Origin of the sequence: Microbacterium zouquanmingi (assembly GCF_052266675.1) — a bacterium.
In the GTDB taxonomy this organism is placed as follows: Bacteria; Actinomycetota; Actinomycetes; order Actinomycetales; family Microbacteriaceae; genus Microbacterium.
In genome coordinates this window covers 721,223-734,779 of sequence record NZ_JBQPRA010000001.1, presented here as the reverse complement: position 1 = coordinate 734,779, position 13,557 = coordinate 721,223, and the positions used below count along the sequence as shown (strand labels likewise).

Sequence of the window (13,557 nt, the reverse complement as noted above, 5' to 3'; positions counted from 1 at the left end):
GCTGCCCCGCTCACAGGCCCTGTGCGAGACGGTAGTACGCCTGGTTCCAGCGCACCTGCTTCTGGAACTCGGGCAGCGTGGTCTCCTCGTCGATGACGAGCAGCTCGACCTCGGCCATCTCCGCGAAGTCGCGGAACGCTTCCAGGCCCACCGCCGTCGACATGACCGTGTGGTGGGCGGCGCCCGCCGTCAGCCAGGCAGCAGCGCTGGTGTGGAAGTCGGGCTGCGGCTTCCAGACAGCGCGGCCGACCGGAAGGTTCGGCAACGATGCCCGCGGCTCGACGTTCTCGACGACGTTCGCCGTCAGGCGGAACCGGTCGCGCATGTCGCTCAGCGCGACGACGATGGCGGGGCCAGAGTCGGCGGTGAAGACCAAGCGCACCGGGTCCTCCTTGCCGCCGATGCCGAGCGGGTGCACTTCGAGTGTCGGCTTCGCCGTGCTCAGCGACGGCGACACCTCGAGCATGTGCGCCCCGAGGATCAGCTCGTCGCCGGGGGTCATGTCGTAGGTGTAGTCCTCCATCAGGCTCGCACCTCCCGGGAGCCCCGCACCCATCACGTTGGCGATGCGCACGAGCACCGCGGTCTTCCAGTCGCCCTCGGCGCCGAACCCGTAGCCCTCTGCCATGAGTCGCTGCACTGCCAGGCCCGGCAGCTGCTTGAGCGATCCCAGGTCTTCGAACGACGTGGTGAAGGCGCCGAAGCCGCCCTCTTCGAGGAACGAGCGCAGACCGATCTCGATCGCAGCCCCATCGCGCAGCGACTGGTGTCGCTCGCTGCCCTTGCGCAGTTCCGGGGCGACCTCGTAGAGCTCCTCGTACTCGGCGACGAGGGCGTCGATGTCGGACGAGGATGCAGCGGTGACAGCATCCGCCAGGTCGTTCACGCCCCACGTGTTGACCTGCACGCCGAAGCGCAGCTCGGCCTCGGTCTTGTCGCCCTCGGTGACGGCGACGAAGCGCATGTTGTCGCCGAATCGGGCGAGCTTGAGCGAGCGGGATGCCGCAAGTCCTGCTGCCGCACGCTGCCAGGTGCCGAGCTCCCGACGCACGCGCGGGTCGCTGGCGTGACCAACGACCGTCTTGCGCGGGATGCCGAGACGCGTCTGGATGTAACCGAACTCGCGGTCGCCGTGGGCGGCCTGGTTCAGGTTCATGAAGTCGAAGTCGATGTCAGCCCAGGGCAGTTCGACATTCGCTTGGGTGTGCAGGTGCGCGAGGGGCTTCTGCAGAGCGTCGAGCCCGGTGATCCACATCTTGGCCGGGCTGAAGGTGTGCATCCAGCACACGAGGCCGATCACGCGGTCGTCGGCATTCGCCTCGAGGACCGTGCGCTTGATGCTGGCGGTGTCGGTGAGCACCGGCTTCCAGACGATCTTCACGGGAACCTCGGATGCAGCATCCAAAGCCTCGGCGATCGCACGCGACTGGTCGGCGACCTGAGCGAGGGTCTCAGGTCCATAGAGGTGCTGGCTGCCGGTGAGGAACCAGACCTCGTACTCGTCGAGGCTCGTCTTCAGCGGTGTACGTGTCATGAGCGGTCTTTCTTCTAGTTCAGGTCGCGATTTACGCCGGTATGACGGATGCTTTGCGGCATGTTTTGCGACCTGAGCGGGCTAGATGGACGAGACTGCGGCGGCCTCGATGGCGAGGCCGGCGCGGTAGCGATCGAGGAAGGTCGTGAAGCCGACAACGTCAGCGGGATCGGGGTCGGCCGTGGCGAGGGATGCCGCGGCGAACACCTGATCCTCGAGATAGCTACCGAGGTCACTCTGTGCGGAATGAGCGAGGTACGACGCAAGGACGGCGATCCCCCACGCTCCGCCCTCGGCGGCGAGTTCGCCGACGGCGACGGGTGCGTTGAGGGCCCCGGCGAGGAAGCGCTGTGCGACGCCAGCGGTGCGGAACATGCCACCGTGCGCGAACATCCGGTCGATCTGCACGCCCTCACCGTCGAGCATCTGCATGCCGAGGGCGAGCGTGCCGAAGACGCCGTACAGCTGAGCGCGCATCGCGTTGGCGAGAGTGAACGAGCTGTCCGGGGTGCGCACGAACAGCGGCCGCCCCTCGGTGAGGCCCGCGATCGGCTCTCCGGCGAGGTGGTTGTACGCGAGAAGTCCCCCGGCATCCGCATCGCCTGCGAGCGCCTCACGGAAGAGCACGTCGAACACAGCGTCGTCGTCGAGCGGGCTGCCCGCTGCGGCCGCGAAGCGTGCGAACATTCCGGCCCAGGCGGCCAGTTCGCTTGCGCCGTTGTTGCAGTGCACCATCGCGACCGCATCACCGGCGGGAGTGGTGACGAGGTCGAGTTCGTGGTGGCTGCCGCTGAGCGGACCCTCGAGCACGACCATCGCGAAGATGCTGGTGCCCGCGCTCACGTTTCCGGTGCGCGGCGCCACTGAGTTCGTCGCGACCATGCCTGTTCCGGCGTCACCCTCCGGCGGGCACAGCGGGATGCCGGGGCGCACCGCACCACTCGGATCCAGCAGGGCCGCCCCCTCGGCGGTCAAGGTCCCGGCGACCGTGCCAGCTGGAAGGACGGCGGGGAGGAGGTTCTTCAGCGGCGCGGGAAGCCGGTCGCCGACCAGGGAGTCGTAGGCGTCCACCATCCGCTGGTCGTAGTCGCCCGTGGCGGAGTCGATCGGGAACACGCCAGAAGCATCTCCCACGCCCAGCACTCGTTCTCCGGTGAGTCTCCAGTGCACGTATCCGGCCAGCGTCGTGACGAAGTCGACCTGCGGGACGTGCGCCTCGGCATCGATGGCGGCCTGGTGAACGTGCGCGATCGACCAGCGCAGCGGGATGTTCATCCCGAACAGCTCAGAGAGCTCTTGCGCAGCTCGTCCTGTGCTGGTGTTGCGCCAGGTGCGGAAGGGCACGAGCAGATCGCCTGCCGCATCGAAAGCGAGGTAACCGTGCATCATCGCCGAGATGCCGATGGCCCCGAAGGTTTCAGGCCGAGTGCCGTGGCGCTCCTCGGCGTCGGCGACGAGATCGGCGAATGCTGCCTGCAGTCCCTGCCAGACCTCATCCAGCGCATAGGTCCAGACGCCGCCCTCGAGGCTGTTCTCCCACGCGAACGAGCCGACAGCCAGCACCTCAGTGGCGTCAGGTCCGATCAGGCACGCTTTGATGCGGGTCGAACCGAACTCGATTCCGAGGCTCGTGCGCCCCTCGGCGATGTCATCCCGCCCGGTCCCTGAGCTCTCCCGCCCGGTCCCTGAGCTCTGTCGAAGGGTCACCGGCGCGCATCCGAACTCTGGCCGTACACGTTCTGGTACCGGTCGTACAGGCTGTCGATCGCGTCCTGCGGAATCGGGATCAGCGGGCCGGCCTCACGTGCGTAGTGCACGGTGCGCGCGACGTCTTCGACCATGACGGCTGCCTTCACCGCGTCCTTCGCGTTCGTGCCGATCGTGAAGGGTCCGTGGTTCTGCATGAGCACTGCGCGCGAGCGGTGTCCGGTGAGCGTGTCGACGACGCCGCGGCCGATCGAGTCGTCGCCGATGATCGCGAAGGGGCCGATGGGAATCGGGCCGCCGAACTCGTCGGCCATGGCCGTGATGACGCAGGGGATCTCTTCGCCGCGCGCAGCCCAGGCGACCGCGAAAGTCGAGTGAGTGTGCACGACGCCGCCGACCTCGGGCATGTGCCGGTACACGTAGGCGTGGGCTGCGGTGTCACTCGAGGGCGAGCGTTCACTGCCCGGGCTTCCGGGGATGACGTTGCCATCGAGATCGCACAGGATCATGTTCTCGGGCGCGAGGTCATCGTACGAGACGCCGGACGGCTTGATGACGAACAGCTCGGCTCCCGGCACGCGACCGGAGACGTTGCCACCGGTCCAGACGACGAGGCCGTTGCGCACCAGCTCGTCATGCAGACGTGCGACGTCTTCTCGCACAGCGTCGATGGCGTGCTGGATGCCATCAGGGAAGTTCGTCATTGAGGTCCTCTCGCGACTGTGACCGGTCACGGCAATTGTGTCAGGGGTTGCCCTGGCGCGCAATGCCGCTCCGGCGCCGCGGCGCGTGGATGGACGCACGCTCGACGAGCACCGGCGCGACCGGCTCACGCGACACGAGGCCCTCGCCGGTGACCGCCGCGACAGCGCGGCGAGCGAGCTCCTCGAAATCCTGGCGTACCGTGGTCAGCGGTGGCCAGAAGAACGCGGCATCCGGGGCGTCGTCGAAGCCCACGATGCTGACGTCCTCCGACACACGCACCCCCCGCTCGCGGAGGCCGCCGATGAGCCCGAGCGCCATCTGATCGTTGCTTGCGAATACCGCGGTCGCACCGGATTCATCGATCGCGGCGGCGGCACGATGCCCGGAGCCGGCCGTCCAGTCACCGCGGACGATCGCGACCGGATCCAGTCCGTGTGCGGCGAGCTCGGCGACGAAACCGGCTGTGCGTGCGCTGGCCTCCATCCACTCCTCGGGTCCGGAGATATGGGCGATGTGCCGGTGCCCTGCACCGACGAGCGCTCTGACCGCCAGCCGCGCACCGGCGACCTGATCGACGGACAGCCCGCTCTCCCCTCGCCCTCCTGCGTGCAGCATGGCGACGGGTACACCCACGTCGAGGCCGTCGAGCGCGTCGAGCGCGCTCGCGTGCGGGGCGAACACGATGAGCCCGTCCACGGCCTGCGCCTGCAGGTGCGCGACCGCCGAGCGCACCGAGTCCGCATCGCCGGAATCGGCGAACGCCGCTGACACCCAGAACCCGGCCGCGCGGGCGGATGCCTCGATCGCGGCGATGCTGCGGGACGGTCCGTACTGCAGGGCATCGGATGCCACCACGCCGATCGTCCGCGTCCGCTTGGTGCCGAGCGCGCGTGCCGCGTTGTTCATGCGGTAGCCGAGGTCGGACATCGCCGCACGCACGCGCTCTTTGGTCGCCTCCGCCACATCGGGATGCTCGTTGAGCACACGCGAGACGGTCTGCCTGGAGACTCCCGCGGCCGCTGCGACGTCACGCACGCCGACGGGGCGTCGCGGGTCGCTGATCATGTCGCTCACGCCGACGAGTGTACGGCGTACGCTGAAGCGGGATGACTTGAGACCTGTCATCGGCGCAAGTATTACATCGTGGTAATCCGCTGGATCTGACCCGCCGCTACTAAGCTTGCGGCATGACAGCGCCGGTGCCGCCCCCTGCGACGATGAAGGATGTCGCCGCGCTGGCTGATGTCTCCCAGAAGACCGTGTCCAACGTTGTGACGGGCGCTGTACCCGTGCGCGAAGAGACCAGGGCCCGGGTCGAAGCCGCCATGTTGAAGCTCGACTTCGTCCCCAACCTCAACGCCCGAGGGCTCCGCAGCGGACGATCAGGCACCATCGCCCTCGCCCTCCCCGATCTCGCCACCGCGTACTCGGCCGAACTGCTGCATCGGATCGTCGACGCAGCGCATGGACGAGGGCTCGCCGTACAGATCGAGGAGACCGCTGCGACGCCGGAGCGAGAGCGCGAGCTGCTCGCACGTGCCCGCTCGCATCTGATCGATGGCCTGATTCTCAACCCGATCCGGCTCGAGGACAGCGTCATCCGCTATGCGGACCGCCTGCCTCCGCTCGTCGTGATCGGCGAAGTGGAGCAGAACCGGGCCGACCATGTGCGCATCGACAGCCGGGTCGCGGCCGCAGATGCCACTCGTCACCTGATCTCACGCGGGGCGAAGCGGATCGCCGTGATCGGCGGCGACGACAACGCATCGTTCGCGACCGCAACGAGCCGGCTCCGCCTCGAGGGCGTGCACGATGCGCTGCGCGAAGTCGCCATCGCCCGCGATCCGGCCCTGGAGGTGAACCTACTGCCATGGTCGATGGCATCCGGAGCCGACGCCGCGCGCGAATTGCTGGCCAGGGGCGTCGCGTTCGACGCCGTCGTCACATTCACCGATTCGCTGGCAGTCGGTACGCTGCATGCACTGCACGAGCACGGCATCCGCGTACCAGAGGACGTGCTGGTGACCGGCTTCGACGATGTCGAGATCTCGGAATTCACCTCCCCCTCACTCACCACGGTCGCGTTCGATCGCGGCGCGTTCGCTGAAGCCGTTCTCGACCTGCTCGAGTCGAGAATGGTCGACCGCACGGCGGCCCCGCGGTCCCACACTCTGCCGCACCGGGTCGTGGAACGAGCCAGCACCGCGCGGCCGCCGGCCGGCCACCGCCCCTGACTCTGCCCGTCCGATCGATCTTCGGCGAGCCCTTGCTTCCTGATTACTTCGATGTAATCATTTAGACGCCAACCACGGTCACGAAGGAGTGACGATGATGCCCCCGCTCGATCTGTCCCGTAGACAATTCCTGACTGCCAGCTCGCTGGCCGCCGGCGCAGCCCTTCTCGCAGGGTGCGCTCCCGGTCCGATGAGCGGCTCCGACACCCAGACACTGCAGTTCTGGCACCTTCTGAGCGGCGGTGACGGCGTCACGATGTCGTCACTGCTCGACGGAGTCAACGATGCCCAGGACGCGTATCGGATCCGCCCCACCGTCCTCGCCTGGGGCACGCCGTACTACACGAAGCTCGCGATGGCCGGTGCCGGCGGCCGCGCTCCCGACGTCGCGATCATGCACGCCACCCGAGTCAACGGCTGGGCTCCAGGCGGGCTGCTCGACGACTGGGATCTGGATCGGCTCGCCGACCTCGGCGTCGACAAGACCACCTTCCCCGCTCCCATCTGGGAGAAGGGCTTCGTCGGAGACCGTCTGTTCAGCGTTGCACTCGACGCGCATCCGTTCGTCATGATGTTCAACACCGATGTCTGCGATGCAGCCGGCGCGCTCGATACGGATGGACGCCTGCGGCAGACGAGCTCGCCGGAGGAGTTCCTCGACCAGCTCCGCACGGTCAGCGGCACGGCCGAGGGCCACGCACTCTCGTACGGCTACCTAGGTGACGGCGCCCAGATGTGGCGCCTGTTCTACGGCCTGTACGCACAGCACGGCCTCGCGATCGAACTGCCCCTCGGCGGCAAGGCCGTGATCGACAAGGATGCCGCGATCGAGTCCCTCACGTTCATGCAGACGCTGCTCGACGGTGAGATCGCCGCTGCGCAGAACGACTACGGCTCCGCGATCGCCGAGTTCGCCACCGGCAAGAGCGGCATGCTCTTCACTGGTGTCTGGGAACTGCGCACGATGCAGAACGCGGGCATTGCGTTCGACGCGACGATGATCCCAACTCTGTACGGGACCCCGGCGGTCTACGCCGACTCCCACTCGTTCGTGCTCCCCCACCAGATGAACGCCGACGAGACCAAGCGCGAGCTCACCTACCAGTTCGTGGCGGACATGCTCAAGGGCTCCTTCGGGTGGGCGGAAGCCGGGCACATCCCCGCGTTTCTGCCGGTCACCGCGTCGCCGGAGTACGCCGATCTGATCCCGCAGGCGCACTACGCCGAAGCCGCCGAGCACGTCGTCTACGACCCGACCGCATGGTTCACCGGATCCGGCTCCAACTTCCAGGGCGAGTTCGGTGCCGCAGTGCAGGGAGTCCTGCTCAGCGGAGACGACCCCGCCGCCGCGATCGACCGTTTCGAGGCTCGCGTGAACACGATGCTGTCCCAGCCCAACCCGGCCGATCCCGAAGGGACGTGGAAGCCATGACCTCCTCTGCTTCCGGTCCTGTCGCCGCCTCCGGTGCTGCCACGCGCACGATCGTCACAGGATCCGCCTCCGGCATCCGTATTCGACGTGCCGGAAGCCGCAATCGTGAGCAGCTCATCAGCTGGGCGTTCCTGGCACCGTTCCTCGTCGCCTTCGCGCTCTTCCTCGTGTGGCCGATCGTGCACGGCATCTACCTCAGCTTCACCGACCAGTCCCTGACCGGTGCCGGTGGCGCGTTCGTTGGCTTCGCCAACTATGGTGAGGCGCTCACGGATCCGGTGATGTGGCAGTCGATGTGGAACACCGTCTGGTTCACACTGCTCTCCACCGTCCCGCTCGTCGTGATCGCGCTGCTGATGGCGGCGCTCGTCGATCGCGGACTTCCAGGTCAGTGGCTGTGGCGACTGTCGTTCTTCATGCCGTATCTGCTCGCGTCCACCGTGATCTCGCAGATCTGGGTGTGGATCTTCAACCCGCAGATCGGCGCTGCGAACAACATCCTGAAGGCCTTCGGCCTCGAGCCACTGGCCTGGTTGCAGAACCCTGACACGAACATGATCTCGATCGTCATCGCGACGGTGTGGTGGACGGTCGGATTCAACTTCCTCCTCTATCTGGCCGCAATGCAGAACATCCCGTCGCAGCAGTACGAGGCCGCGTCGCTCGACGGCGCCGGGTCCCTGGCGGCAGTTCTGGTCGATCACGCTCCCGCAGCTCGGACCGGCGACCGTGCTGATCCTGATCCTGCAGATCCTGGCCTCTCTGAAACTGTTCGACCAGGCCTATCAGATGCTCGGCGGCGTCGCGAGCGATACGACCCGCTCGATCGTGCAGTACATCTACGAAGCCGGTTTCGTCAGCTACCGATTCGGCTACTCGGCCGCGATCTCGTACGTGTTCTTCGCCCTCATCGTCATCGTGGGTGTCGCGCAGGCCCTGGTCTCGCGTCGCCGGAAGGAGCTGTGATGTCCACTGCCACCCTCTCCCCGACCGAGGCGATCACCGCGCCGGGTGCGCGGCGCAGACGCCGGCCGCACCTCCCGGGTCAGAAGCCGTTCGGTCCGCTGCGCGTCACCGCCTTCGTGGTGCTTGCCGTCCTCGCGATCGGCTGGCTGCTGCCGTTCCTCTGGGCGATCGCCACCGCCTTCAAGACCGAGACGGACGCCGCGTCCGGAGACCCATCTTGGATCGGTGCGACCGGCCCGACCGTCGAGGCCTTCGCCGCCATCCTGTCTCAGGGCAACGTGTACACCTGGGCGTTCAACAGCCTGTGGACCTCTGCTGCGGTGACTCTCATCACCCTCGCAATCTCGGCGCTGGCCGCCTACGCGTTCTCCCGAATGGACTTCACGGGGCGCAAGTGGCTGTTCATCGTCATCATCGCGTCGATCATCGTGCCGCCGCAGGTGCTGATCATCCCGCTGTTCTACCAGATGCTGACCTTCAACATGATCGACACCTACTGGGGTCTGATCCTGCCGCAGGTCGTGGCACCGGCGATGGTGTTCATCCTCAAGCGGTTCTTCGACGCGATCCCGATCGAACTCGAAGACGCCGCCCGCGTCGACGGCGCGAGCAGGTTCCGCATCTTCTGGTCGATCGTGCTGCCGCTGTCTCGTCCGATCCTGGCATCGGTGGCGATCTTCGTGTTCATCGGAGCGTGGAACAACTTCCTGTGGCCGTTCCTGGTCATCAACGACACGACACTGATGACGCTGCCCGTAGGCCTTCAGACCGTGATCAGCGCATACGGCGTGCAGTATGCGCAGGTCATGGCACAGGCGGTGCTCGCGGCCCTCCCGCTGATCATCGTGTTCATGATCTTCCAGAAGCAGATCGTCAAGGGCGTCGCGACCAGCGGCTTCGGCGGTCAGTAGTCCATCACCCCGGCACCAGCCAGAAACAAGGAGAGCAATGTCCCACGCCCGTATCACCATCGACCGCGACTATACGATCGCCGACGTGCCGCGCAGGCTTTTCGGCTCGTTCGTCGAGCACATGGGCCGCTGCGTGTACACCGGCATCTACGAGCCGGGGCATCCGCTGGCCGACGAGCGCGGGTTCCGCAAGGATGTGCTCTCGCTCGTCAAGGAGATGGGGCCGACGGTCATCCGCTACCCGGGCGGCAACTTCGTCTCGGGCTATCTCTGGGAGGACGGGGTCGGCCCCGCGGCAGATCGCCCGACGCGCATCGATGGCGCCTGGCACACGATCGAGACCAACGCATTCGGCCTACACGAGTTCGTGGACTGGGCGCGCGAGGCCGACGTCGAGATCATGGAGGCCATCAACCTCGGCACGCGCGGCGTCGAGGAGGCGCGTGCACTCGTCGAGTACGCGAACCACCCAGGCGGCACCTACTGGTCGGACCTTCGCCACAGCAACGGCGCGGCCGATCCGTTCGACATCAAGCTGTGGTGCCTGGGCAACGAGCTCGACGGGCCGTGGCAGATCGGCCACAAGACCGCCGCTGAGTACGGGCGTCTGGCACAGGAGACGGCCAAGGCGATGAAGCTGGTCGATGACTCGATCGAGCTCGTCGCGGTCGGATCGTCCAACCGCGGCATGCCGACGTTCGGCACCTGGGAGCACACCGTGCTCACGCACGCCTACGACGAGGTCGACTACATCTCGATGCACGCGTACTACCAGGAGCATGACGGTGACGCCGAGTCTTTCCTCGCCGAGGCTGTCGAGATGGATGCCTTCATCGAAGGCGTCGTCGCGACGATCGACGCCGTGAAAGCGGCCGGCAAGCACACCAAGCAGGTCGACATCTCGTTCGACGAGTGGAACGTCTGGTACCAGTCCGGGCTCGACACCGAGGACCAGCCGCACCAGGTATCGAAGTCGTGGCGCACGCATCCTCGCCTCATCGAGGACACCTACTCGGTGACGGATGCCGTCGTCGTCGGCACTTTCCTCAACAGCCTGCTGCGCCACGGTGACCGTGTGCGCATCGCCAACCAGGCGCAGCTCGTGAACGTGATCGCCCCCATCCGCTCGGAAGAGGGCGGAGCGGCCTGGCGGCAGTCGACGTTCTGGCCCTTCGAGCGGATGGCGCGCCTCGCGCGCGGGCAGATCCTGCGCCTGGCCGTCTCGTCGTCGCAGATCAGCACGAAGCGCTATGGAGATGTCGATGCCGTCGACGCCGCCGCGACGTGGGACGAGGAGACTGGCCGCCTGGTCGTGTTCGTCGCGAACCGCTCGCTGGAGAAGTCGAACGACCTCACGATCGACCTGCGCGGTCTCGGCAATCTTCGGATCACGAACGCCGAGACGCTGACCGTCCCCGACGCGGGCGATCGCCACACCGCGAACCTCGAGTCCACGCCGGATGCTGTGCGCATGGTGCCGCTGACCGCCGCGGAAGTCGTCGAGGGGTCCGTGCGTGCGACGCTGCCTCCGCTGTCGTGGTCGGTGATCGAGCTCGGCTGAGGCCGGGCCCGCCGCCCGAACGGCTTGGGCGTGCCAGTCTTGGGACATGCGCATCGCACTCACCGGTTCATCGGGCAAGCTAGGCACCGTCGTCGCGAGGGAACTCCGCGCCGTGGGTCACGAGGTCATCGGGATGGACGTCGCCGGGGTGCGCGGGCCCGGGTTCGTCCAGGTGGATCCACAACAACATGCCCGCGACATTCAACGTCTTCTGGGCAGCGGTGCACCTCGGCATCCGGCGCATCGCCTACGCGTCGAGCGAGACGGCGGCGTCAGAGTCCCAGTCGAGAGAGGTACTCGTTGCCCAGCCGCCGCTCGGGATCGAACCCTGCGCGCAGCGCCGCGAAGTCGTCGAACCGCGGGTACCGGCTGCGCACTTCGGCCCCGTCGAGCGTGAAGACCTTGCCCCAGTGCGGGCGCGCGGATGCGGGCAGAGCCGCTTCCAGCACAGGAAGGAACGCGCGGATCGCGGCTTCGTCCGGCTTCCAGGTGAAGTGCAGTGCGACGGCATCCGCTCCGTAGGCGGGACTGAGCCACAGCTCGTCCGCCGCGACCGTTCGCACCTCGTTCACCAGCAGCAGAGGCGCGATGCGATCGGCGAGTGAGCGGACCGCACCGATCGCGGCGAGCGCATCGGTGCGCGGAACCAGATACTCGCTCTGGAGCTCGGCGCCGGCGGACGGCGTGAACTCGAGCCGGAAGTGCGGCAGGCGCTGGAACCACGGGCCCGCCACCCCGCGCTGGACGCTGGTGGCGACCGGATCGACACCGAGGATCGGATGCCGTTCGCCGTCGGATGCCACCGCCCCCAGACGTGCGGCGAGCGCGGCGCGCTCCTCGCCGCGCTGCTCCGGCAGCCGCTGCTTGATCCAGAGCATGTCGGCGACATCCGTGCGCTGCCAGGTCGTGAAGATGCTCACGCTCGTGCCCGCGCCGGTGACCGCGTCGAGGTCGGCGAGGATCGCATCCCATCGGGGTGCGTCGAACACGTGCTGCGCGACCTCGTAGGTGGGTTCGACATCGAGGGTGACGTCGAGCACGGCTCCGAGCGCGCCGAGCGAGACGACGGCGCCGTCGAAGTCGGCGTCGCCCCGCGCGAGCCGCCGGATCTCGCCGTCGACCGTGAGGATCGTGAGTCCGCGTACAGCGGATGCGAGCGAGCCGATGCGGTCGCCCGACCCGTGGGTGCCTGTTGCGACGGCGCCGGCCACGGAGATGTGCGGCAGCGATGCGAGATTCGCCAGCGCGAGGCCCTGCGCCTCCAGCTCGGGGGCGATATCGCCATAGCGCAGCGCGCTGGAGACTCGCACGGCGTCTCCAGACTCGTTCACCTCGATCTCACGCGGCATCCGGTCGAGGGCGATGAGGACCCCGGGGGTGTCGGCAATATCGTTGAAGCAGTGCCTCGTGCCGAGGATGCCCACCAGACCGCCCGCCTTGAGCAGGCCGCGCAGCTCATCGATGGTCGACGGATGCGCGATCTCGGCCGCCGTGTATGTGAGGTTGCCCGCCCAGTTCTTCTGCATGTTCTCATCCTGCCTCGTTCCGAGGCCTCATCGATGCTGTGCGTCTCCGAGGCGATGACGCCCCCGCTCACCCCAGCGAGATCAGTGGTCGAACTCGAGATCGAAACGGTCACGGGCGCGAGTCACGTCCCCCATGTGAGCCGATGTCCACCGCAGCAGTGCGTCGATCAGATCCTGCAGTGTCTGGCCGAGATCCGAGATCCGGTACTCGACGGCGAGCGGACGCGTACCGAGGATGACGCGATCCACCATGCCGTTGCGCTCGAGCCGGCGAAGGGATGCCGTCAGCGACTTCTGCGAAACCGCGGGGATCGCGCGCCTCAGCTCATTGAAGCGCCGCGGCTGCTCGCAGAGTGTGTCGAGGATCAGCAGCGACCATTTGTCCATCACCTCGTCGAGCAGCTCGCGGTGCTCGTCAGATATCTGGGCCGGAAGAGCGGTGAGCGCGGTTTCGTTCATGAAACCTAGTTTCGTTGAAGTTGCCTTTGAATACTAGGTATAAAAAGTACACCTAGATAAAGACCACGAAAGCGAGCCTGATATGACCGTTGAACTTCTCACCCCAGAGGGCATGTTCCAGCCCGTTCCTTACCACCACGTCTCCGTAGCATCCGGCCAGCGCCTGATCAGCGTTGCGGGTCAGATCGCCCGGGACGAGCACGCGAACAGATTGTTCCCGGGCGACCTGTCGGGCCAGCTCGCCCATGCGCTACGGAACACCGCACGAGGGCTGGCGGGTGCCGGTGCGAGCTTCGCAGATGTGGTGCGCCTGCGCTTCTTCGTCGCCCGCTGGGAGCCGTCGCGATACGACGACTTCATCGCCGGTCTCGAAAGCGTCATCGAGGAGCTCGGCATTCCGCAGCCGCTGCCTCCGCTGTCGGTCATCGGCGTCGACTACCTCTTCGAGCCCGACGTGCTCGTTGAGGTCGAGGCCGACGCCGTCACGGACTAGTTTTCGGTCATCGCAACGGGGGCGCCAGC

11 protein-coding genes and 2 pseudogenes are annotated in these 13,557 nt (G+C 66.9%); 7 read left to right on the top strand and 6 right to left on the bottom strand.

All coding sequences use genetic code 11. The annotated features are described in order from the left end of the window. Positions 1 to 10: 10 nt before the first annotated feature. The 4 genes from araA to ACTU6V_RS03620 all read right to left on the bottom strand — a co-directional run bounded on the left by araA (position 11) and on the right by ACTU6V_RS03620 (position 5,011). Positions 11 to 1,534 (bottom strand): L-arabinose isomerase, encoded by a 1,524-nt coding sequence (araA, locus tag ACTU6V_RS03635; RefSeq protein WP_443474942.1) that lies wholly within the window; start codon positions 1,532 to 1,534, stop codon positions 11 to 13. Positions 1,535 to 1,615: 81 nt separating this feature from the next. Then, entirely contained in the window at positions 1,616 to 3,241 is a 1,626-nt protein-coding gene (locus tag ACTU6V_RS03630; RefSeq protein ID WP_443474941.1) for a xylulokinase, read from the bottom strand. Then, entirely contained in the window at positions 3,238 to 3,945 is a 708-nt protein-coding gene (locus ACTU6V_RS03625) for an L-ribulose-5-phosphate 4-epimerase (RefSeq protein WP_443468632.1), read from the bottom strand. Before ACTU6V_RS03625 ends, ACTU6V_RS03630 begins: the two co-directional genes overlap by 4 nt. A 40-nt stretch (positions 3,946 to 3,985) precedes the next feature. Next, positions 3,986 to 5,011, bottom strand: coding sequence for a LacI family DNA-binding transcriptional regulator (locus tag ACTU6V_RS03620; protein ID WP_443475001.1), 1,026 nt, complete (start codon positions 5,009 to 5,011; stop codon positions 3,986 to 3,988). Positions 5,012 to 5,133: 122 nt separating this feature from the next. On the opposite strand from ACTU6V_RS03620, the gene ACTU6V_RS03615 reads away from it, so the two are divergent. The 6 genes and pseudogenes from ACTU6V_RS03615 to ACTU6V_RS03590 all read left to right on the top strand — a co-directional run. Beyond that, on the top strand, positions 5,134 to 6,180 hold the full coding sequence (locus ACTU6V_RS03615) for a LacI family DNA-binding transcriptional regulator (RefSeq protein WP_443474940.1): 1,047 nt from the start codon (positions 5,134 to 5,136) through the stop codon (positions 6,178 to 6,180). Positions 6,181 to 6,274: 94 nt separating this feature from the next. Further along, a complete protein-coding gene (locus tag ACTU6V_RS03610) occupies positions 6,275 to 7,612 on the top strand; it encodes an extracellular solute-binding protein (protein WP_443474939.1) in 1,338 nt (445 codons plus the stop codon). Beyond that, a pseudogene (locus tag ACTU6V_RS03605) lies at positions 7,609 to 8,578 on the top strand (carbohydrate ABC transporter permease). The gene ACTU6V_RS03610 and the pseudogene ACTU6V_RS03605 overlap by 4 nt, the downstream one beginning before the upstream one ends. Then, positions 8,578 to 9,489 carry a carbohydrate ABC transporter permease gene (locus ACTU6V_RS03600; RefSeq protein WP_443474938.1) on the top strand — a complete coding sequence of 304 codons (912 nt, stop codon included), beginning with the start codon at positions 8,578 to 8,580 and terminating at the stop codon, positions 9,487 to 9,489. Before ACTU6V_RS03605 ends, ACTU6V_RS03600 begins: the two are co-directional and overlap by 1 nt. 37 nt (positions 9,490 to 9,526) lie before the next feature. Further along, positions 9,527 to 11,050, top strand: a complete 1,524-nt coding sequence (arfA, locus tag ACTU6V_RS03595; protein ID WP_443474937.1) for an arabinosylfuranosidase ArfA — start codon at positions 9,527 to 9,529, stop codon at positions 11,048 to 11,050. Between the two features lie 46 nt (positions 11,051 to 11,096). Beyond that, positions 11,097 to 11,316, top strand: a pseudogene (locus ACTU6V_RS03590) (NAD(P)-dependent oxidoreductase); the annotation flags it as partial. A 6-nt stretch (positions 11,317 to 11,322) separates the two neighbouring features. On the opposite strand, the gene ACTU6V_RS03585 reads toward ACTU6V_RS03590, so the two are convergent. Together ACTU6V_RS03585 and ACTU6V_RS03580 are read right to left on the bottom strand one after the other, a co-directional pair. After that, positions 11,323 to 12,576, bottom strand: a complete 1,254-nt coding sequence (locus ACTU6V_RS03585) for a D-arabinono-1,4-lactone oxidase (RefSeq protein WP_443468630.1) — start codon at positions 12,574 to 12,576, stop codon at positions 11,323 to 11,325. 81 nt (positions 12,577 to 12,657) lie between these two features. After that, the gene (locus ACTU6V_RS03580) at positions 12,658 to 13,035 is read right to left on the bottom strand and encodes a winged helix-turn-helix transcriptional regulator (protein ID WP_443468629.1); all 378 of its coding nucleotides are present in this window, start codon (positions 13,033 to 13,035) and stop codon (positions 12,658 to 12,660) included. A gap of 82 nt (positions 13,036 to 13,117) precedes the next feature. On the opposite strand from ACTU6V_RS03580, the gene ACTU6V_RS03575 reads away from it, so the two are divergent. Next, entirely contained in the window at positions 13,118 to 13,528 is a 411-nt protein-coding gene (locus ACTU6V_RS03575; RefSeq protein ID WP_443468628.1) for a RidA family protein, read from the top strand. Positions 13,529 to 13,557: the final 29 nt, after the last annotated feature.